The sequence below is a fragment of the Inquilinus limosus genome (assembly GCF_051487185.1).
Lineage (GTDB): Bacteria > Pseudomonadota > Alphaproteobacteria > DSM-16000 > Inquilinaceae > Inquilinus > Inquilinus limosus_F.
The window spans coordinates 12,524-33,160 of sequence record NZ_JAHVDK010000046.1; the positions used below are offsets into that span (position 1 = coordinate 12,524).

General features: G+C 69.5%; 18 protein-coding genes. 7 read left to right on the forward strand and 11 right to left on the reverse strand.

All coding sequences use genetic code 11. The annotated features are described in order from the left end of the window. Position 1: 1 nt before the first annotated feature. The gene (locus tag KXR53_RS33665) at positions 2 to 1,138 is read right to left on the reverse strand and encodes an HlyD family secretion protein (RefSeq protein WP_437379999.1); all 1,137 of its coding nucleotides are present in this window, start codon (positions 1,136 to 1,138) and stop codon (positions 2 to 4) included. A gap of 151 nt (positions 1,139 to 1,289) precedes the next feature. Here KXR53_RS33665 and KXR53_RS33670 point away from each other — a divergent pair, with 151 nt between their 5' ends. The 5 genes from KXR53_RS33670 to KXR53_RS33690 all read left to right on the forward strand — a co-directional run bounded on the left by KXR53_RS33670 (position 1,290) and on the right by KXR53_RS33690 (position 6,703). After that, positions 1,290 to 1,937 (forward strand): TetR/AcrR family transcriptional regulator, encoded by a 648-nt coding sequence (locus KXR53_RS33670; RefSeq protein WP_437380000.1) that lies wholly within the window; start codon positions 1,290 to 1,292, stop codon positions 1,935 to 1,937. A gap of 191 nt (positions 1,938 to 2,128) precedes the next feature. Further along, on the forward strand, positions 2,129 to 3,154 hold the full coding sequence (locus KXR53_RS33675) for a LacI family DNA-binding transcriptional regulator (protein ID WP_437380001.1): 1,026 nt from the start codon (positions 2,129 to 2,131) through the stop codon (positions 3,152 to 3,154). Continuing rightward, a complete protein-coding gene (locus tag KXR53_RS33680) occupies positions 3,151 to 4,713 on the forward strand; it encodes a sugar ABC transporter ATP-binding protein (protein WP_437380002.1) in 1,563 nt (520 codons plus the stop codon). Before KXR53_RS33675 ends, KXR53_RS33680 begins: the two co-directional genes overlap by 4 nt. Then, positions 4,710 to 5,711, forward strand: coding sequence for an ABC transporter permease (locus KXR53_RS33685; RefSeq protein ID WP_437380003.1), 1,002 nt, complete (start codon positions 4,710 to 4,712; stop codon positions 5,709 to 5,711). The genes KXR53_RS33680 and KXR53_RS33685 overlap by 4 nt, the downstream gene beginning before the upstream one ends. Positions 5,712 to 5,761: 50 nt before the next feature. Further along, positions 5,762 to 6,703: an ABC transporter substrate-binding protein gene (locus tag KXR53_RS33690; protein WP_437380004.1), complete on the forward strand. Its 942-nt coding sequence runs from the start codon at positions 5,762 to 5,764 to the stop codon at positions 6,701 to 6,703. 54 nt (positions 6,704 to 6,757) lie between these two features. On the opposite strand, the gene serA is transcribed toward KXR53_RS33690, so the two are convergent. After that, on the reverse strand, positions 6,758 to 8,335 hold the full coding sequence (serA, locus tag KXR53_RS33695; protein WP_437380005.1) for a phosphoglycerate dehydrogenase: 1,578 nt from the start codon (positions 8,333 to 8,335) through the stop codon (positions 6,758 to 6,760). A 123-nt stretch (positions 8,336 to 8,458) separates the two neighbouring features. Continuing rightward, positions 8,459 to 9,643, reverse strand: coding sequence for a phosphoserine transaminase (locus KXR53_RS33700; protein ID WP_437380006.1), 1,185 nt, complete (start codon positions 9,641 to 9,643; stop codon positions 8,459 to 8,461). A gap of 313 nt (positions 9,644 to 9,956) precedes the next feature. Here KXR53_RS33700 and KXR53_RS33705 point away from each other — a divergent pair, with 313 nt between their 5' ends. Next, positions 9,957 to 10,562 carry a hypothetical protein gene (locus KXR53_RS33705; protein WP_437380007.1) on the forward strand — a complete coding sequence of 202 codons (606 nt, stop codon included), beginning with the start codon at positions 9,957 to 9,959 and terminating at the stop codon, positions 10,560 to 10,562. A gap of 12 nt (positions 10,563 to 10,574) precedes the next feature. On the opposite strand, the gene glmM is transcribed toward KXR53_RS33705, so the two are convergent. The 8 genes from glmM to KXR53_RS33745 all read right to left on the reverse strand — a co-directional run bounded on the left by glmM (position 10,575) and on the right by KXR53_RS33745 (position 20,121). Further along, positions 10,575 to 11,933, reverse strand: a complete 1,359-nt coding sequence (gene glmM / locus KXR53_RS33710; RefSeq protein ID WP_437380008.1) for a phosphoglucosamine mutase — start codon at positions 11,931 to 11,933, stop codon at positions 10,575 to 10,577. A gap of 268 nt (positions 11,934 to 12,201) precedes the next feature. Continuing rightward, positions 12,202 to 13,545 (reverse strand): dihydropteroate synthase, encoded by a 1,344-nt coding sequence (gene folP / locus KXR53_RS33715; RefSeq protein ID WP_437380009.1) that lies wholly within the window; start codon positions 13,543 to 13,545, stop codon positions 12,202 to 12,204. A 4-nt stretch (positions 13,546 to 13,549) separates the two neighbouring features. Next, entirely contained in the window at positions 13,550 to 15,472 is a 1,923-nt protein-coding gene (gene ftsH / locus KXR53_RS33720; RefSeq protein ID WP_437380015.1) for an ATP-dependent zinc metalloprotease FtsH, read from the reverse strand. A gap of 104 nt (positions 15,473 to 15,576) precedes the next feature. Continuing rightward, on the reverse strand, positions 15,577 to 16,863 hold the full coding sequence (tilS, locus tag KXR53_RS33725; RefSeq protein ID WP_437380010.1) for a tRNA lysidine(34) synthetase TilS: 1,287 nt from the start codon (positions 16,861 to 16,863) through the stop codon (positions 15,577 to 15,579). A gap of 3 nt (positions 16,864 to 16,866) precedes the next feature. Further along, on the reverse strand, positions 16,867 to 17,772 hold the full coding sequence (ybgF, locus tag KXR53_RS33730; RefSeq protein ID WP_437380011.1) for a tol-pal system protein YbgF: 906 nt from the start codon (positions 17,770 to 17,772) through the stop codon (positions 16,867 to 16,869). A gap of 194 nt (positions 17,773 to 17,966) precedes the next feature. Continuing rightward, positions 17,967 to 18,443, reverse strand: a complete 477-nt coding sequence (gene pal, locus KXR53_RS33735) for a peptidoglycan-associated lipoprotein Pal (RefSeq protein WP_026871240.1) — start codon at positions 18,441 to 18,443, stop codon at positions 17,967 to 17,969. Between the two features lie 123 nt (positions 18,444 to 18,566). Next, a complete protein-coding gene (gene tolB / locus KXR53_RS33740; RefSeq protein WP_437380012.1) occupies positions 18,567 to 19,880 on the reverse strand; it encodes a Tol-Pal system beta propeller repeat protein TolB in 1,314 nt (437 codons plus the stop codon). 55 nt (positions 19,881 to 19,935) lie between these two features. After that, complete coding sequence (locus KXR53_RS33745; protein ID WP_437380013.1) at positions 19,936 to 20,121, reverse strand: hypothetical protein; 186 nt, start codon at positions 20,119 to 20,121, stop codon at positions 19,936 to 19,938. A gap of 94 nt (positions 20,122 to 20,215) precedes the next feature. Here KXR53_RS33745 and KXR53_RS33750 point away from each other — a divergent pair. Continuing rightward, on the forward strand, positions 20,216 to 20,637 hold a 422-nt coding region (locus KXR53_RS33750), incomplete at its 3' end, for a hypothetical protein (protein WP_437380014.1).

Below are 20,637 nucleotides of genomic sequence, written 5' to 3' on the forward strand. Positions count from 1 at the left end.
CTCAGTGCGCTGCGGCGGCGTCCTTGGTATCGATCGTCGCGATCACCGACATGCCGGGGCGCAGCTGGCCTGCCAGCGGCTCGTCGCGGTCGAGCACGATCTTCACCGGGATGCGCTGGACGATCTTGGTGAAGTTGCCGGTGGCGTTGTCCGGCGGCAGCAGGGCGAATTCCTGGCCGCTGGCCGGGGCCAGGCTGTCGACATGGCCGTGGATCTTGTCGTCCGGGAAGGTGTCGACCGAGATATCGACCGGCTGGCCCGGATGGACATCGGTCAGCTGCGTCTCCTTGAAATTGGCGACGACATAGGTCTCGGCCAGCGGCACCACGGCCATCAGCTGGGTGCCGGCCTGGACGTACTGCCCGACCCGCAGGCTGCGGTTGCCGATCGTGCCGGCCACCGGCGCGGTGATGGTGGTGTAGCCGAGGTTGAGCTCGGCCTGGCGCTGCGCCGCCTGGTCGGCCGCGAGCGCGGCCTTCGCCTTCTCCAGCTGGGCGCGCAGCACGTCGAGCTGCTTCTCCGCCGCGATCACCGCCGCCTGGTCGCGCTGCAGCGTCGCGGTCGCCGACTGCAGGTTGGAGGTGACCTGCTGCGCCTGCTGGACGCTGCCGTTGCCGGTCCTGGCCAGGGCCGTGTAGCGGTCGTATTGCTGCTGGGCGAAGGTCACCGCCGCCTGGTCCACCCCGACGGTGGCGCGGGCCTGGTCGATCGCCGCCGCCTGCTGCTGGATCACGGCGTCGGCATTGGCGACATCGGCCTGGGCGGCGAGGACATCGGCCTTCGCCTGGTCCAGCGCCACGGCATAGTCGCGGTCGTCGATCCGGGCCAGCTTCTGGCCCGCCGCCACCGCCTGGTTGTCCTGGACCAGGACCTCGGCGATGTAGCCGGAGACCTTCGGCGCGATGATCGTCGAATCCGCCTTCACATAGGCATCGTCGGTCGATTCCTGGAACCGGCCGACGGTCCACCAGTTCCAGCCGAACCAGGCGGCACCGGCCAGCAGGATGGCGCCGAGCGGCAGCAGCAGCGCCTTGCGCCCGAGGCGGCGGCGCGGCGTCGCCGGCGCGGCCGGCACGGTCTCGCTGGCGTCCGGCGCCGGCGCGGTGCGGAGCTGGGCCGGCTGAACCTGGTGCGTCATGGCTGTTGCCCTCCAAAGCCGAAACCGCCGGGTCGCCGGCCGTCTTCAAGGAGCGGCAGGATCGTCGAGGCGATTTAGGAAACTTGACGGTTTCCAGCGAAAGATGGGAGATGCAGGTTGATTGCGCAAATGCGCGACCGAGGGGCCAGACATGCAGGAAACGCCGAAACGGCCGCGCGGCCGTCCACCGCTGCGCAGCGACGAGGAGACGAGGCGCCTGATCCTGGCTGCGGCGACCCGGATCTTCCTGGCCCAGGGCTTCGGCGGCACCAGCATGGAGGCGGTGGCGCAGGCGGCCGGCGTGTCGAAGAAGACGATCTACCGCTTCGTCGATACGAAGGAGCGGTTGCTGGAGGCGGTGATCGACGCGCGGTCGGAAGCGCTGCGGTCGCCGATCGGGCGCGACGCCGGCCCCGACCCGGCGGCGGCGGAGCAGGCGCTGCGCCAGTTCCTGCAGGAGCTGGCACGGCTGGTGCTGTCGGAGGAGACGGTGGCGCTGAACCGCCTGGTCCATGCCGAGGCCCTGCGCTTCCCGGAGATGGCGAAGGCCTTCTACCAGGCCGGGCCGGTGCGCAACGCGGAGGCACTGGCGGCCTGGCTGGAGACGCAGCACCGGCACGGCGTGCTGCGTTTCGAGGACAGCATGAGCACGGCGCAAATGCTGTTGTCGATGGCGATCGCCGAGCCGCTGCGCGCCACGACGCTCGGCGTCGCCCCGCTGCCGACGCAGGAGGAGATCGACCGCCGGGTCGACGAGGCGGTCGAGATCTTCCTGCGCGGGTGTTTGGTCCAGCGGTAGCGGCACGGGACCAGCCGGAAGATTCGTCATTGCGAGCGCAGCGAAGCAATCCAGGGCGGCTTGCACCGGCCCCTGGATTGCTTCGTCGGCTTCGCCTCCTCGCAATGACGGCGGGTTTCCGAAGTACCACCCGGTTTGATTTCCCTTCCTCAAATTTTGATGATATCCCTTCAATCCAGGGAGGGGTTTCCGTGGCCAGGACGACGCTGCAAGACGTCGCACGGGAAGCCGGCGTCAGCGTCGCGACCGTCGATCGCGTGCTGAACGGGCGTGCCGGCATCCATGCGCGCATGGTCGACCGCGTGAAGGCAGCGGTCGAACGGCTGAACTATGAGCCGGACCGGCTGGCCTCGCGCCTGTCCCGCGCCCGCGACTTCCGCTTCACCGTGGTGCTGCCGGTCGGCACCAACCATTTCATGCACAATCTGGAGCGCGAGTTCCGCACCCTCGCCCGCCGCTACGAGGCCGAGCGGGTGGCGATCAGCATCCTGCAGGTCGACGTCTTCGACGGCGAGGCGCTGGCCGAGGCGCTGGAGAAGCTGCCGGCGGAGCTCGACGGCGTCGCCGTGGTGGCGCTGGACCATCCGGCGGTGGCCGAGGCCCTGAACGCCCTGGCGGCGCGCGGCACCACCGTGGTGACGCTGGTCTCCGACCTGCCCGGCGCCAGGCGGCAACACTATGTCGGCCTCGACAACCACGCCGCCGGCCGCACCGCGGCCAGCCTGCTGGGCCGATTCCTCGGCCCACGCCGCGGCAAGGTCGGGCTGATCGCAGGCTCGCTGCAGCTGCGCGACCATATCGAGCGGCAGTTCGGCTTCGAGCAGGTGATCGCCCGCGAATATCCGCGCCTTGAGGTGCTGCCGCTGCGCGAGGCCCGGGACGATCCCGGCCGGGTCGAGGCGGCCGCCCGCACCCTCCTGGACGAGAACCCGGACCTGGTCGGCCTCTACAATGTCGGCGGCGGCCAGCAGGGCGTGGTCGCGGCGCTGGAGGCGACTGGCCGCGCCCGCGACGTCGTGTTCATCGGCCATGAGCTGACCGAGTTCACCCGCCGGCACCTGATCCGCGGCACCATCGACGCCGTCATCAACCAGGATTCCGGCCATATGGCGCGGAGCACCATCCGGGTGCTGCTGGCGCTGCGGCAGGACGAGCCGATCGTGCCGGACCAGGAGCGGATCCGGATCGACATCTTCATCCGGGACAACCTGCCATGACCGCCGCCCCCGCCCCTGCCCCGACCGACGGGCCGCTCCTCACCATCCAGGGCCTCGGCAAGACCTTCGGCACCGTCGCCGTGCTGCAGGATGTCGGCTTCGACCTGCGGCCCGGCGAAGTGCACGCCGTGATCGGCGAGAACGGCGCCGGCAAGTCGACGCTGATGAAGATCCTGGCCGGCCATCTGGAGCCGACCACCGGTACTATCATCATGAACGGCGCGCCGATCCGCTTCTCCGGTCCGGTGGATGCGGAGCGCCACGGCATCGTGCTGGTGCATCAGGAGATCCTGCTGGCGCCGCATCTGACGGTCGCCGAGAACCTGTTCCTGGGACGCGAGCTGCGGCGCGGCCTGCCCGGTGGGTTCAGCGTCGACGACCGCGCCATGAACGCCCGCGCGGCCGAGGCGGTGCGGTCGCTGGGGGCGGAGATCGACCCGGCCGCCATCGTCGCCCAGCTGTCGATCGCGCAGCGCCAGCTGGTGCAGATCGCCCGGGCCCTCCTGGTGCCCCACAGCGTGGTGATCTTCGACGAGCCGACGGCGTCGCTGACCTCGCATGAGACCGACGCGCTGCTCGGCGTCATCCGCGACATCCGGGCCAAGGGCGTGGCCGTGCTCTACGTCTCGCACCGGCTGCCGGAGGTGAAGGCGATCGCCGATCGGGTGACGGTGCTGCGCGACGGCAGGCTGGTCGGCACCCGCCCCGCCGCGGAGCTGGAGCCGCTCGACATGGCGCGGATGATGGTCGGCCGCGACATGGCCAATCTCTATCCGCCGCGCACCGACGCCCCGGCCGGCGACCCGGTGCTGGAGGTCCGGGGCATGACCGTGCCGCGCCATGTCGAGGACGCGTCCTTCGTCCTGCGGCGCGGCGAAATCCTGGGCTTCGCCGGGCTGGTCGGCGCCGGCCGCACCGAGCTGCTGGAGGGCGTGCTGGGGTTGCGCTCCGCCCAAGGCGAGGTTCTGCGGGACGGCAAACCGGTCCACTTCGCCACGGTGCGCGACAGCATGGCGGCGGGCATCGTCTATCTGAGCGAGGACCGCAAGGGCAAAGGCCTCTTGCTGGCGCAGGACCTGCGGATCAACCTGACGCTGGCGGCGCTGAAGCGCTTCACCCGAGGGCCGGTGATCGACACGGCCAGGGAGTGGGAGGAGCTGGACCGCGCCATCGTCGCCTTCGACGTGCGCACCCGGCGCCGCGACCTGCTGGCCGGGCAGCTGTCCGGCGGCAACCAGCAGAAGCTGCTCTTGGGCAAGATGATGCTGCTGGAGCCGGAGATCGTGGTGATCGACGAGCCGACCCGCGGCATCGACATCGGCACCAAGCAGCAGATCTACCGCTTCGTCGCCGAGCTGGCGGCCCAGGGCAAGTCGGTGATCGTCATCTCTTCGGAGATGCAGGAGCTGATCGGCCTGTGCCACCGCATCCTGGTGATGCGGTCCGGCCGCATCGTCGGCGAGGTGACGGGCGGCGCCATGACGGAGCACGAGATCGTGACCTACGCCACCGGCGTGAGGGTAATGACAGCGGCAGACGTGCCGGTGAGGGAGGCATGAGCACCACGACAACGACACCCGCCGCGCGCGGACTTCGCTTCGACATCCGCGTCGCCGCACCCTTCTTCGCGCTGGCGGTACTGATCATCGTCGGCGCCCTGCTGAACCCGAACTTCCTCAGCGCCGACAACCTGCTGAACGTCGCCACGCGCAGCGCCTTCATCGCCATCATCGCGGTGGGCGCCACCTTCGTCATCACTGCGGGGGGCCTGGACCTGTCGGTCGGGTCGATGTCCGGCTTCGTCGCCGGTGCGATGATCCTCTTGATGAACGCGGTGCCGCTGGGCGACGGGGTCAGCCTGATCGCGCTGGCCATGGCCTCGGCGATCATGCTCGGCGCGCTGTGCGGCCTGGGCAACGGGCTGATCACCACGGTCGGGCGGATCGAGCCCTTCATCGTCACCCTCGGCACCATGGGCATCTTCCGCGGCCTCCTGATCTGGCTGGCCGAGGGCGGGTCGATCGCGATGAAGGCGTCGGATCTGCGGGCGCTCTACCGGCCGGTCTATTTCGGCACGGTGTTCGGCGTGCCGGTGCCGATCCTGGTGATCCTGGCCGTCGGCGCGCTCGGTGCCTTCGTGCTGTATCGAACCGCCTTCGGCCGCCATGTCCGCGCCGTCGGGTCGAACGAGGATGTCGCCCGCTATTCCGGCATCGCCGTCGACCGGGTGCGCACGCTGACCTATGTGATCCAGGGCGTCTGCGTCGCCGTGGCGGTGCTGGTCTATGTGCCGCGGCTTGGCTCCGCCACCTCGACCACCGGTCTGCTATGGGAGCTGCAGGCGATCACCGCCGTGGTCGTCGGCGGCACCGCGCTGCGCGGCGGCGTCGGGCGGATCTGGGGCACGATCTGCGGCGCCCTGATTCTCGAGGTCGTCGGCAACATCATGACCCTGTCCAACCTGGTCAGCGAATACCTGATCGGCGCGGTGCAGGGCGCCATCATCATCATCGCCATGCTGGTGCAGCGGTCGCTGCTGCGCCGGCCGGGCGGATAAGCGGGCCGGAGCCGCCCGTCCGCAACAGGCTCGATTCCGGGGAGAAATTAATGCAACTGAGATTGATAGGTTTGGCCGCCGCGGCCCTGCTGGCGGCGATCGGCACCGCCCAGGCGCAAGAGAGCAAGACCATCGCCGTGTCGATCCCGGCCGCCGACCACGGCTGGACCGGCGGCGTCGTCTACCACGCGCAGGAGCAGGCGAAGGCGCTGGAGGCCCGCTATCCGGGGTTGAAGGTGATCGTCAAGACCTCGCCGGACGGCGCCTCCCAGGCCAATGCGCTGGAGGACCTGACCACCCAGGGCATCGACGCGCTGGTGGCGCTGCCGCACAATTCCGACGAGCTGACCGACCCGATCCGCCAGGTGAAGGAGAAGGGCGTCTTCGTCACCGTGGTCGACCGGGCGCTGAGCGACCAGACGATCCAGGATCTCTACGTCGCCGGCAACAATCCGGAGCTGGGGCGCGTCGCCGGCGAGTATATCAAGAAGACCCTGGGCAGCGGCGACATCGTGGTCATCCGCGGCCTGCCGATCGTGATCGATGAGGAGCGGATCAAGGGCTTCGAGGAGGCGATCGCCGGCAGCGGCATCAAGGTGCTGGACAAGCAGTTCGGCAACTGGAGCCGCGACGATGCCTTCAAGGTGATGCAGGACTACCTGGCCAAGTACCCGAAGATCGACGCGGTGTGGTGCCAGGACGACGACATGGCCGTGGGCGTGCTGGAGGCGATCCAGCAGGCCAACCGCAGCGACATCAAATTCGTGGTCGGCGGCGCCGGCATGAAGGACATGGTCAAGAAGGTCATGGACGGCGACAAGATGATCCCGGTCGACGTGCTGTACCCGCCGGCGATGGTCGCGGTGGCGATGGATCTGACCGCCGCCAACCTCTACGACCACCTGCCGGTCCGCGGCCGCTACATCCTCGACGCCACGCTGGTGACCAAGGAGAACGCCAAAGAGTTCTACTACCCGGACTCGCCGTTCTGAGGGACGCATTCGCGGCCAAAGCAAAAACCCCGGCCTGAGGCCGGGGTTTTCATTTCAGAAGTTCAGCGCCTTGGCCTGGACCACGCTGGGCAGGCCCTGCACGGTCTTGACGATCTCCTCCGGCACCGGGCTGTCGACCGAGACCAGGGCGAGCGCGCTGCCACCCTCCGGCCGGCGGCCGAGGTTGAAGTTGGCGATGTTGATCTTGGCGTCGCCCAGCACCGTGCCGAGGCGGCCGATGAAGCCCGGCTTGTCCTCGTTGCGCACGAACAGCATGTTGCGTGCCACCTCGGCCTCGAGCGCGATGCCCTCGACCTCGACGATCCGCGGCTTGGTGCCGGCGAAGAGCGAGCCGGCGACGGTCCGGGTCTGGCGCTCGGTCGTCACCGTCAGCCGCACCAGCGTGTGGTAGTCCTCGCAGGTCTCGCGCTTGGTCTCGCTGACGTCGATGTCGTATTCGCGCGCCACCACCGGCGCCGAGACCATGTTCACGCTGTCCAGCAGCGGCCGCAGCAGCCCGGCCAGGATGACGCTGGTGATCGGCCTGGTGTTGAGCTGGGCGACGTCGCCCTCATAGGTGATGTTGACCGCCTTCAGCCGGGTCTCGGTGATCTGGCCGGCGAAGCTGCCGAGCTGCTCGACCAGGGTCAGGTACGGCTTCAGCTTCGGCGCCTCCTCCGCCGTCACCGACGGCATGTTCAGCGCGTTGGTCACGGCGCCGGAGAGCAGGAAGTCCGAGATCTGCTCGGCCACCTGCAGCGCCACATTCTCCTGCGCCTCGGTGGTGGCGGCGCCGAGATGCGGGGTGCAGACCACGTTCGGCAGGCCGAAGAAGGCGCTCTCCTTCGCCGGCTCGACCGCGAAGACGTCGAGCGCGGCGCCGGCGACATGGCCGGACTTCAGCGCCGCCAGCAGGTCCTCCTCGACGATCAGCCCGCCGCGGGCGCAGTTGATGATGCGCACCCCTGGCTTCATCTTGGCGATCGCCGCGGCGTCGATGATGTTGCGGGTCTGGTCGGTCAGCGGCGTGTGCAGGCTGATGAAGTCGGCGCGATGGAACAGCGTGTCGAGGTCGACCTTCTCCACGCCCAGGTCCAGCGCCCGCTCCGGCGACAGGAACGGGTCATAGGCGATCACCTTCATCTTCAGCCCGACGGCGCGGTCGGCGACGATCGAGCCGATATTGCCGCAGCCGATCAGGCCGAGCGTCTTGCCGAACAGCTCGACGCCCATGAAGCGGGACTTCTCCCACTTGCCGGCATGCGTCGAGGCGTTGGCGTCCGGCAGCTGCCGCGCCAGCGCGAACATCATGGCGACGGCGTGCTCGGCGGTGGTGATGGAGTTGCCGAAGGGCGTGTTCATCACCACCACGCCGCGCTGGGTGGCGGCCGGGACGTCGACATTGTCGACGCCGATGCCGGCGCGGCCGACGACCTTGAGGTTGGTCGCGGCGGCCAGCACCTCCTTGGTCACCTTGGTGGCCGAGCGGATGGCGAGGCCGTCATACTGGCCGATGATCGCCTTCAGCTCCTCGGGCTTCAGGTCGGTCTTGACGTCGACCTCGACGCCGCGGTCGCGGAAGATGGCGACGGCGGCCGGGGACAGGCTGTCGGAAATGAGAACCTTGGGCATGGACGTGGCTCCATAAGAGCAGTCGTCATGGCGAGCCCCGAAGGGGCGTGGCCATCCAGGGGCCGGTGCCGCTGGATCGCCACGTCGCTTCGCTCCTCGCGATGACGAGGATATGGGGAGAGACTAGGCGGCCAGCTTCAGCTCGGCCCGGGCGCGCTCGAAGGCCCAGTCGAGCCAGGGCAGCAGCGCCTCGAGATCGGCGGTCTCGACCGTGGCGCCACCCCAGATGCGCAGGCCCGGGGGCGCGTCGCGGTAGCCGTTGATGTCGAAGGCGACGCCTTCCTTCTCGAGGATCGAGGCGATCTTCTTCGGCACCGCGGCCTGCGCGTCGGCGTCGAGCGCCGTGACCGCCGGGTCGACGATCTTGAGGCAGATCGAGGTGCAGGAGCGGATCGCGGGATCGGCCGCCAGGAAGTCGACCCAGGGGGTGCGCTCGACCCAGGCGGCGACGGCGGCGAGATTATTCTCCGACCGCTCGATCAGCTTATCCAGGCCGCCGATCTCCTCGGCCCAGGCGAGGCCGTCGATGGCGTCCTCGACGCACAGCATCGACGGGGTGTTGATGGTCTCGCCCTTGAACGGGCCCTCGGCCAGCTTGCCCTTGGAGGTCAGGCGGAACACCTTCGGCAGCGGCCAGGCCGGGGCGTAGCTCTCCAGCCGCTCCACCGCGCGGGGCGACAGGGCCAGCATGCCGTGCGCGCCCTCCCCGCCCAGCACCTTCTGCCAGGACCAGGTGACGACGTCGAGCTTGTCCCAGGGCAGGTCCATGGCGAAGGCGGCCGAGGTGGCGTCGCAGATCACCAGGCCCTGGCGGCCGGCCGGGATGGCGTCGCCGTTCGGCATGCGCACGCCGGAGGTGGTGCCGTTCCAGGTCAGGACCACGTCGCGGTCGAAATCGACCTGCGCCAGGTCCGGCAGCTCGCCATAGGGCGCCTTGAAGGTGCGGACATCCGGCAGCTTGAGCTGCTTGACCACGTCGGTGACCCAGCCCTCGCCGAAGCTTTCCCAGGCCAGCAGGTCGACGCCGCGGGCGCCGAGCAGGGTCCACAGCGCCATCTCGACGGCGCCGGTGTCCGATCCCGGCACGATGGCCAGGCGCCAGTCGGCGGGCATGCGCAGCACGCGCTTCGACCGCTCGATCACATCGGCGAGCTTGGCCTTGCCGATGCCGGCGCGATGCGACCGGCCGAGGGCGGCATTCTGCAGCGCCTCGAGCGACCAGCCGGGGCGCTTGGCACAGGGACCAGAGGAGAAATTGGGGTTGCGCGGACGGAGTCCGGGCGTGGGGGCGAGCGCACTCGCAGTCATGTCTATCCTTCCAGATAGCAGCGTCCCGGTGGGGGGACGTGGCCCGCCGCTGAGAATATGGATCGGCGGTTCCGCGTCAATCGCTATCTGCGAAGCGTCCGGCGCAGGTCAGGCAGCGCAATATTGCGCAAGGCTGCCATCGGCAAGGTTCCCCACCCATCGGGGTCCCATCCATCACGCCCTCCAAAAGCCGCTTTCACAGCCATCCTATCCTAGATGACGGTGATTGTTCTGTAAGGCCCGCAAAATTCGGGGTTCATGCTCTCTATCGAACGAGCATTAGGACAGAATCAAAGCCAGGGGGCTGTTGAAAATGAAGATTCGCATCATTCTTGCCTTATCGGCACTTCTTTTCGGCTGTCAGGGATCGGTCATCTCCCCTCCAACTCGGCAATTATCACAAGATATCGACACAAAATCCGAATATATAAAACATACCATTCCATCAGAATCAAAGAAAGGATACGAGGCGCATAACTCTTCACTCCATATTATTGAGTACGTGAAACTTCACGAATCCGTAGACAGATGGACAGCAATGATTACGATTCTGATCCAGAATCGCAGTTCGTATGTCGATATAGATGACTTCTTCAAAAAGGCGCCCGACAAACTACGCGCCGGATGCGCTGTCGAACCGATAGTCGAGTCACCAATGCGCTTCTTCGACGGGCCATATCCAGCAGGGATACAGACAGCGATATGCGGCAGGACGAAGCAGTTTGGTCAGGCGGAAATGTTGATGCTTAAGATCATCGAAGGAAAGTACGGCTTCTATCAGATGCAATACGCTTGGAGGATTCCGCCCGTCGCGGATTCCCGGGCGATCATCCTGCCAGAGCAGGCACGCAAAGGCGCGATGGAAACCCTTGCCCAGGCCCATGTGTGCGATCGGGAACAGCCACGCCCGGAGTGCTGATACGAAAGGACGTTATGCCGCCACAGTCTCGATCGTCGCGCAGATCTCGCCGACCAGGCTTTCGATCAGCGTTGCGTCCTCGCCCTCGGCCATCACCCGGATCACCGGCTCCGTCCCCGATTTGCGGATCAGCAGGCGGCCGTCCTTGCCCAGCCGGGCCTCGGCCGCCGCGATCGCATCCTTGACCAGCGCCTGCTCCAGCGGCGACGGCGCCCCGGCGACCGGCTTGAAGCGGACGCTGCGCAGCCGCTGCGGCAGCGGCTCGAACACCCGGAACACCTCGCTGGACGGCCGGCCCGCCTGCTGGATCACCGCCAGCACCTGCAGCGCCGCGATCAGCCCGTCGCCGGTGGTGGCGTAGTCGCTCATGACGATGTGGCCGGACTGCTCGCCGCCGAGGTTCAGGCCCCGCTCGCGCATGGTCTCGACCACGTAGCGGTCGCCGACCGCGGTACGGATCAGGCTGAGGCCGATCCCGCCCAGGAACCGCTCGAAGCCGAGATTGGACATCACCGTCGCCGCCACCGCCGGCTGCGCCAGCCGGCCGCCGCTGTGCCAGTCACGCGCGATCATCGCCATCAGCTGGTCGCCGTCGATCTGGCGGCCGGTCTCGTCGGCCATGATCAGCCGGTCGGCGTCGCCGTCCAGCGACAGGCCGAGATGGGCGCCATGGGCCACCACCGCCTGCTGCATCACGTCGGTGGCGGTGGCGCCGCAGCCCTTGTTGATGTTGAGGCCGTCCGGCGACACGCCGATCTTGATCACCTCGGCCCCCAGCTCCCACAGCACCGCGGGGGCGACCTTGTAGGCGGCGCCGTTGGCGCAGTCGACCACCACCTTGAGCCCATCGAGCCGGAGCCCCTTGGGGAAGGTGTTCTTGGCGTATTCGATGTAGCGGCCGGAGGCGTCGTCGAGTCGCCGGGCGCGGCCGAGCCGGGCCGGCGGTGCCAGATGGTCGTCGTTCGGCTGGGTGATGCGATCCTCGATCTCGCGCTCGACCTCGTCCGACAGCTTGTAGCCGTCCGGCCCGAACAGCTTGATGCCGTTGTCCTCGAACGGGTTGTGCGAGGCCGAGATCATCACCCCGAGATCGGCGCGCAGCGACCGGGTCAGCATGGCGATGGCCGGAGTCGGGATCGGGCCGACCAGGGTGACGTCCATGCCGGCGCCGATGAAGCCCGCGGTCAGGGCCGGCTCCAGGAGATAGCCGGACAGGCGGGTGTCCTTGCCGATCACCACCAGATGGCGATGGTCGCCGCGCCGGAACTGCGCCGCCGCCGCCGTCGCCACCTTCAGGGCCGTCTCAGCCGTCATCGGCTCGACATTCGCGCGACCGCGGATGCCGTCGGTCCCGAACAGCTTGCGCGTCATTGAGCCCGCATCTCTCACACTCGTTGCGTCCTGCGCCGTCGCCACATGCCGACAGGGCAGGAGAACGGCGTAGCGCGATGCGGCACATCGGGCAAGCCGTTCGACGCACCATGTCGGCATGTGGCGACGGCCCGAAGGGTCGCCTTGCGGCGGCCGCCTGCGGGGGCGGGCCGCTCGACCGTAGTGCCCGCTACGCTCTTCGCGTCCCGCCCCCGCATCCGACTCGCCGCAAGGCGACGCAGGGCGCAAGGAGTGTGAGAGATGCGGGCTATTCCCCTGCCCCCAGTTCCGTCCCCACCTGCAGCGCCGACCACACGGCCAAGGCCTGCCGCGTCTCCGCGACGTCATGCACGCGCAGAATTTGCACCCCCTGGGCCACGCCGTACAGCCCCGCGGCGATCGACCCCGGTGCCCGCGCCTTCGGGTCGGCGGTGCCCGACAGGGTGCCGATGAAGCGCTTGCGCGACACGCCGAGCAGCACGGCGCAGCCCAGCCCGTGCAGCAAAGACAGACCACGCAAAAGCGGCAGATTGTGCGTCAGCGACTTCTTGCCGAAGCCGATGCCGGGATCGATCGCGATGCGCCCGGCCGGGATGCCAGCGGCGGCGCAGGCCGCGACCCGTTCCTCCAGCCAGTCGCAGACATCGAGCAGGACGTCGTCATAGGCCGGGTTCCGCTGCATCGTCTGCGGCTCGCCCTGGATGTGCATCAGCACCACCGGGCAGCCGGCGCGGGCGACGACGCCCAGGCTGCCGGGGTCGCCGGTCAGGCCGGTGACGTCGTTGACGATCCGGGCACCGGCGGCCAAAGCCGCCGCCATCACCGCGGCATGGCGGGTGTCGGCCGACACGGCCAGGCCGCGATTCGCCAGGTTGCGGATCACCGGCTGAACCCTTGCGATCTCCTCCTCCGGCGGCACCGGGGCGGAGCCGGGCCGGGTCGATTCGCCGCCAACGTCGAGGATCTCCGCCCCGGCCTCGGCCAGGGCCAGCCCGTGCGCGACCGCGCGGCCGGGATCGGCGAAGTCGCCGCCGTCGGAGAAGCTGTCGGGGGTGACGTTGACGATGCCCATCAGCCGCGGCCGGTCGAGGGCGAGGCCAGCGAAGTCCGGCCGCGGGCGGCTGAGCTGGTCGAGCCGGTCGTCGACCGCGGCGCTGAGGCCGTGGCGCCCGGCCCAGCGGCGCAGCGTGTCGGGGTCTGCGACAGCCCGGACGCAATCCGAACCGGGTTCTTCCTTGTCCCCCCTCCCCTTGCGGGAGGGGGTTAGGGGGAGGGGTCTGCGCGCGTCCGCGCGCGAATGAGCAGGTGGTTCGCTTGGCTGGTCTGCCGCGATCTGGGCCGGATCAGGCGGAGAGAACCCCCTCCCCCTACCCCCCTCCCGCGGGGGGAGGGGGGACTCTGTTTTATTCGACTCCCTGAGAATCAGCTCGACCCGGTAGAAGGACAGCGGCCCGCCGGCGAGCGGCAGCGCGCCGGGCGCGGCGTCGGACAGGCCGAGCGGGCGTAGATACATCCGCACCCCGGGCCGGGCGGCCCAGGGTGCGAAGTCGTCGGAGAGGGAAACGGCGCGGGCCGCGTCGAGGCGCGGCCCGCGGTCACGGTCAGTCGTCACCCGGTCAGGTTCCCGGCTGCGGCTCCGGATCCATGCCCTTGGCGCCGCCCGAGGGCACCGAGGTCCGCTTGCCGCTGGTCGGGCGCTTCGGCGGCGGCGGCTCGTCATTCGGCTCCGGCCGTACGATCGGTTCGCCGCGCAGCAGCCCCTGGACCTCCTCGCCCGTCAGCGTCTCGTATTCGAGCAGGGCGTTGGCGATCAGGTGCAGCTGGTCGAGATGCTCGGTCAGGATCGTCCGGGCCTTGTTCTCGGCCTCGTCGATCATGCGCCGCATCTCCTCGTCGATCAGCCGGGCCGTTTCCTCGGAGACGTTCTGCTGCTGGGCGACGGAGTGGCCGAGGAAGATCTCCTGCTCATTGGCGCTGTAGCGCAGCCGGCCGAGCTTCTGGGACATGCCGAACTCGGTCACCATCGCCCGCGCCATCCGAGTCGCCTGCTGGATGTCGTTCGAGGCGCCGGTGGTCACGTGCTCCGGCCCGAAGATCAGCTCCTCCGCGATGCGGCCGCCGAACATCATGGCCAGGCGCGATTCCATCTCGACCTTGGACCAGTTGGTGCGGTCGCGCTCCGGCAGGCTCATGGTCACGCCGAGGGCCCGGCCGCGCGGGATGATCGTGACCTTGTGCAGCGGGTCGTGCTCCGGCACGTAGAGGCCGACCAGGGCATGCCCCGCCTCGTGGAAGGCGGTCAGCTTCTTGTCCTTCTCGGTCATCACCATCGAGCGCCGCTCGGCGCCCATCATGACCTTGTCCTTGGCCTCCTCGAACTCGGAGTGGGAGACCACGCGCTTGCCGCGCCGGGCGGCCAGCAGCGCCGCCTCGTTGACCAGGTTGGCGAGGTCGGCGCCGGAGAAGCCGGGGGTGCCGCGCGCGATGGTCTTGGCGTCCACGTCGGGCGCCAGCGGCACCTTGCGCATATGGACCTTAAGGATCTTCTCGCGGCCGACGATGTCCGGGTTCGGCACCACCACCTGGCGGTCGAAGCGGCCGGGGCGCAGCAGCGCCGGGTCCAGCACGTCCGGACGGTTGGTGGCGGCGATCAGGATCACGCCCTCATTCGCCTCGAAGCCGTCCATCTCGACCAGCAGCTGGTTCAGCGTCTGCTCGCGTTCGTCGTTGCCGCCGCCCAGGCCGGCGCCACGATGGCGGCCGACCGCGTCGATCTCGTCGATGAAGATGATGCAGGGGGCGTTCTTCTTGCCCTGCTCGAACATGTCGCGGACGCGGGAGGCGCCGACGCCGACGAACATCTCGACGAAGTCCGAGCCGGAGATGGTGAAGAACGGCACATTGGCCTCGCCCGCCACCGCGCGCGCGGTCAGGGTCTTGCCGGTGCCCGGCGGGCCGACCAGCAGCACGCCCTTCGGGATCTTGCCGCCCAGGCGCTGGAACTTCTGCGGGTCCTTCAGGAACTCGACGATCTCCTCGAGCTCCTGCTTGGCCTCGTCGATGCCGGCCACGTCGTCGAAGGTGACGCGGCCGGTGCGCTCGGTCAGCAGCCGGGCGCGGCTCTTGCCGAAGCCCATGGCCTTGCCGCCGCCGGACTGCATCTGGCGCATGAAGAAGATCCAGACGCCGATCAGCAGCAGCATCGGCAGCCACGACATCAGCGTGGTCAGCAGCAGGTTCGGCCCTTCCGGCGCCGCGGCCTGCACGCGGACGCCGGCCTCGGTCATCCGGTTGACAATGTCGGTGCCGTCCGGCGCATAGGTCTGGAAGCTCTGACCATTGGTGTAGTGGCCGGAGATGGTGTTGCCCTGGATCCGGGCATCGGCGATCTGCTTGTCCTCGACCGACTTCACCAGCTCGCTGTAGGCCAGCTCACCCTGCGAGCTGCGCCCGCCGGAGGTCTGAAACAGGTTGAACAGCGCCAGGAGGAGCAGGCCGATGATGATCCAGAGCGCAAAGTTCTTGCCGAAATTGTTCACGGACGGTCGCCTCATGTCCCGCGCATACCGCTTGCGCGGCACCACGGCGTCGTGGGTCCCCGGACCGCTCCGGGGGCTCGGTAGTAGATAATATAGCGCCGCGCCTAAACAACCGGGAATCCATTCGGAAAGAGCGGCCGCAACGGCTCGAAGCGCAGGAAAAGGCCGTCTTCCGCCGCTGCGCCGAGGCGCGGCGGCCGCAGCACGTGGCCGGCGCGCCACAGTGCCGGCAGCACCGCGGCGGCGTCGAAGGGCAGTCCTTCGGCCCTTCCCTCCCCGGCCGCGGCGTCGCCCCAGGCGGCGATCCGATCGCCCGGCCGGGCATCGGACGGAATTTCGATGCGGAAGCGGCCGTCCCAGAGCAAGGATGTGCCGGGGGGCGGATCGGCGATCTCCGGCAGCCCGCGGCGCTCGCGGAACACCAGCAGCCGGTCGCCGGCGACGCGCAGGCGGCAATGCCCCAGCGTGCGGCCTGGGGTGCGACCCAGCACCGCACCATCGCGCACCGCTTCGGCCAGCCGCTCCAGCGCATCGAAGCGGGCTTCCGCGCCACCGCCGATGCAGGCGATCACGGAATCGAGCAGACGCCGCGCGATCTCCGGATCCGTATCCCGCAGGGCCGGCAGGTCGATCGCGGCATAGCCGGCGGGGTCGAGCCGCACGGCGCGGCGCCCCAGCTCGGCGGTGATCCGCTCCAGCGCCGCCCGGGCCAGGCCGGCGCGGCGGGCTAGGTCCCACAGCCGGTCGTCGGTCAGCCCCTCCGCGGCCAGCACCTCGCGGGCGGCGCGCAGCCGGGCCCGGGCGTAGCGGCTGCGGCGGTTGGAAGGATCGTCGACCGGGACCACGCCGAATCCGGCGCAGGTGGCCACCAGGCGCGCCTTCGGCAGGTCGAGCAGCGGCCGCAGCAGCCGGCCCCAGGGCGCCGGGCGCCAGACGGCCATGCCGGCCAGCCCGTCGACGCCGCTGCCCTTGGCCAGGCGCAGCAGCACGGTCTCGGCCTGGTCCTCGCGGTGATGGGCGACCAGCAGGTCGCGGATGCCGGCCTCGCGGCAGGCCTGCTCCAGCAGGGCATAGCGGGCGCGGCGCGCCTCGTCCTGCGAGGCCCGGGCGGGGGCATCGGTCCAGGTCAGGATGCGATGGGGAATGTCGTGCCGAGCAAGGGAAGCGCCGACGGTGGCGGCTTCGGCGGTCGACTCCGGGCGCAGCCGGTGGTCGACGGTCAGGGCCAGGATCTGGCCGCCTCTCCGCCGGACCCAGCGTGCGGCGAGGAGGCAAAGCGCCATGCTGTCGGGTCCTCCGGAGACGGCGACGGCAAGGCGGAGAGGCCGGTCGAACGGGCCGAGGCGGTCGAGCCGCGCGGCGAACTCTTCATCCGTGACCGGATCGTGCATGCATCAGCAGCGCAGCAGCGCCTGCTGGTCCTTGGCGCGGCGCAGCATCTGCGCCGGGGCATCGGGGTAGTCCGCCACCAGCCGGGCGAAGGCGTCGCAGGCGGAGGCATCCTGGCGGGCGGCGACCAGGGACTGGCCCAGCCGCATCAGCGCGTCGGGCGCCTTGGGCCCGCCCGGATCCATCGACCAGGCGGCGTTGAAGGCGGAGGCAGCCTCGCCCGGGCGGCCCTTCGCCAGAAGGGACTCGCCGAGCCAGTACTGGGCGTTGCCGGCCAGGCCGCCGCCGGGATCGGCGGCGACGACCTGGCTGAAGCCGGCGATGGCGCCGTCATAGTCGCCCTGGTTGTACAGGCCCTGGGCCTGATTGTACCAGCCGGTGACGTCGCCCGGCGCCGTGGCGAAGCCGTAGGATTGCGGCTCGGTCGACGCGAAGGCCGGAACCGTCGGCGCCGGGCCCGGATCGGCCGCGCCCATCTCCTGCGGCGCGCCGCCCAGGCTGTCGTAGCCCGGGGCCAGCGGTCCGGCGTCGGAGCGCTTCGGCGGCACCAGCGGCGTCGGGGCGAAGGGCTGCGGCGCCCGCGGCGCGGCCGGGGCGCTGCCCTGCGCCGGCGCCTTCTTGGCCGGGGCGGCTGGGGCTGGCGCGGCACTGCCGCCGCCACCCTCGAGCTCGTTCAGCCGGAACTCGATATCGGCCTGGGCCCGCTTCAGCTGATCGGCGAGCTGCTGGTTCTGGTACTGCAGCTGCTCGACTTGGCCGGTCAGCTGCGAGATCTGCTGCTCCAGCGTGCTGATCCGGACCTCGAGCTGGGCCTCATAGGTCTGCGCCCGGCCCGGCCCGGACGGGGCCAGGACCGCGACGGCGAGCGCCGCGGCCGCGAAAATACTCCGTCGCCTCTGCGAAGCCGGCATGTCGCCTCCACCTCCTTGGTTGGGGCATGGGTTCGGCCTTGGCCGCGGGACCGATCTTTTCCCGATCCCGGCGGCGAAAATAAGACGCGCCGGGCACGGCAGCAACGGCGAGGCCGCTGCCGCCGTCCGGCGCGCAAATCCTCCGTCCGGCGGCGGGCGACGCCACGAGGGCGCCGGCCCGCCGGTCGGCGGGATCAGTTGACGACGGTGACCGCCCGGCGGTTCTGCGCCCAGGCCGACTCGTCGTTGCCCGGCACCGCCGGACGCTCCTTGCCGTAGCTGATCGTCGAGATCCGCGACGGGGCCACGCCGTTGGCGATCAGGTAGTTGCGCACCGAATTGGCGCGGCGGTCGCCGAGGGCGAGGTTGTATTCGCGCGTGCCGCGCTCGTCGGCGTGGCCTTCGACGGTCACGGCGACGTTCTGGTACTGCTGCAGCCAGCCGCTCTGCTTGGTCAGCGTGGCCTGGGCCTCCGGGCTCAGGTCGAAGGCGTCGAAGGCGAAGAAGACGCGGTCGCCGATGTTCTGAGCCAGATCCTGCTGCGAGCCGGGGACAGCGGTGCCGGCGGTGCCGAGGCCGCCCTGGCCGGCCGTGCCGGCGGCGTTCTGGCTGGAGCTGCAGGCCGTGGCCAGCAGCAGAGCCCCCATGAGGGACACAATCTTGAGACGCATGGTTTTTTGCCCCTGACGTGGATCCGACTTTACGATTCGGAAATCGGTTGAGGGAAAAGCAGGTTGCCGCCCGCTTCGCAAGGTATTTCTCGCTTTATTTTCCGCCATTCCCATTGATCTAGGTCACGGCAGCAACGGCGACCAGGCGGGGTCGGACGCGTCGAAGGGCGTCGGCACCGCGGCGCTGACCCGGCCGGTGATGTCGACGGTAACCAGCTTGCTGCCGCCGCCGCCGCTGGCGGTGTACATCAGCACGCGGCCGTTCGGCGCCCAGGTCGGGCCCTCGGCCAGGAAGCCGGAGGCCAGGTCGCGCTCGCCGGTGCCGTCGGGCCGCATCACGCCGATCGAGAACTGGCCGCCCGACAGCTTGGTGAAGGCGATCAGGTCGCCGCGCGGCGACCACACCGGGGTGGCGTAGCGGCCCTGGCCGAAGCTGAGCCGGCGCACGCCGGACCCGTCGGCGTTCATGATGTAGATCTGCTGGCTGCCGCCGCGGTCGCTCTCGAACACGATCTGCGACCCGTCCCTGGAATAGGAGGGCGAGGTCTCGATCGACGGATCCGAAGTCAGGCGCTGCGCCGAACGGGTGCGCAGGTCCATGACGTAGATGTCGGTGTTGCCGTTCTGCGCCATGCTGAAGATCACCCGGTTGCCGTCCGGGCTGAAGCGCGGCGAGAAGGTCATGTTCGGGAAGTCGCCGAGCGATTCCTGCCGGCCGCTGCCGATGTCGAGCAGATACACCCGCGGCTTGTTGTTCACATAGGCCATGTAGGTGATCTGCTGCGTGCTGGGCGAGAAGCGCGGGGTCAGCACCAGCTGCGAGCCGTCAGTCAGGAACTGATGGTTGGCGCCGTCCTGGTCCATGATCGCCAGGCGCTTGACCCGGTTCACCTCCGGCCCGGTCTCGGAGACGTAGACGACGCGGGTGTCGAAATAGCCGTCCTCGCCGGTCACGGCGCGGTAGATCTCGTCCGCGATCTTGTGGGCGACGCGGCGCATCAGGCTGCTGTCGCCGGTCAGGGTCAGGCCGGTCAGCTGCTGCTCGGCCGCCACATCCCAGAGCCGGAAGTCGACGTCGAAGCGGCCGTCGCCGCGCGGGCGGACCTGGCCGGTGACGAGAGCCTGGGCCGCCAGCACCTTCCAGTCGGCGAAGCGCACGCCCTGCTGCAGCGAGGCCGCATCCTGGGTGAAGGCGCGCGGGTCGATCGGCGCGAACAGGCCCGAGCGCTGCAGATCGGCCGAGATGATCTGGCTGATCTGGCTGCCGACCGGATCACCGGGGAAATCGGTGATCGCGATCGGCATCGGCTGGGTGACGCCCTGGTTGATGTCGATCCGGATCTCGGCCCGTGACGGCGCCGCCGTCAGGACGAGGGATGCGACCGCAGCCAGGGCGGCCAGCGTGGTCAGGAGGAAGCCTCGTTTCATTCTCTGCACCTCGGTTCCTGGCTGGTCGGAAACAACTCTTGGATCGGGATGGACATGTCGACCGTCAGCGCATCTGGCTCGGGTCGAAGTTAAGGATGAAGTCGTCGTCGGGCCAACCGCCCGCCGGCACCGGCCACTGGTCGATCGACATGCGGACGGCCCGCACTGCGGCGCGAGCGGCAGCATTGCTGCGCAACGCAGGATCGACAATCTCGGTGAGCGTCAGCTTGCCGGTGGCATCGATCCGCACCCGAACCTCCACGACCGGCGTCTCGGCCGACTGCAGATCGACATTCCAGTACCGTCCGACGATGCCCGCGATCGCGTCTTTCTCGCCGGGGCTGATGTCCCGCGATCGGGAGTTCTGGCCCGACGCCCGCTGCTGGCGGTTCGAACGGCTGTTGCTCGACCGCGTCGATGTCGACTCGCTGGCCAAGGCGTCGAGCGCGTCGCTGTCGAGCGACTGCGACTGCCCCTGCGTCGACCGCGTCGGCGCGGTCGCCTGCTGCGTCGGAGCCGGCGGCGGCGCCTTCGGCCGCGAGCCCGGGCGCGGCGCCTGGGTCGGTGAGATCGCCATCGGATCGGCCTGCGCCATCTCGGCCGGCGGCGTCGGCGGGGACGGAGTCGGGGTCGGCTCGGCCTGCGGCTTGCCGGACGGCGGATTCGGCCGCTGCGGCGGCGGGGGCGGCGGCGGTTGCGTCGTCGGCGGGGGCGGCGGGCTGCGCGTCGCCTCGGGCGACGGCGCCTGCACCGGCGGAGGCGGCGG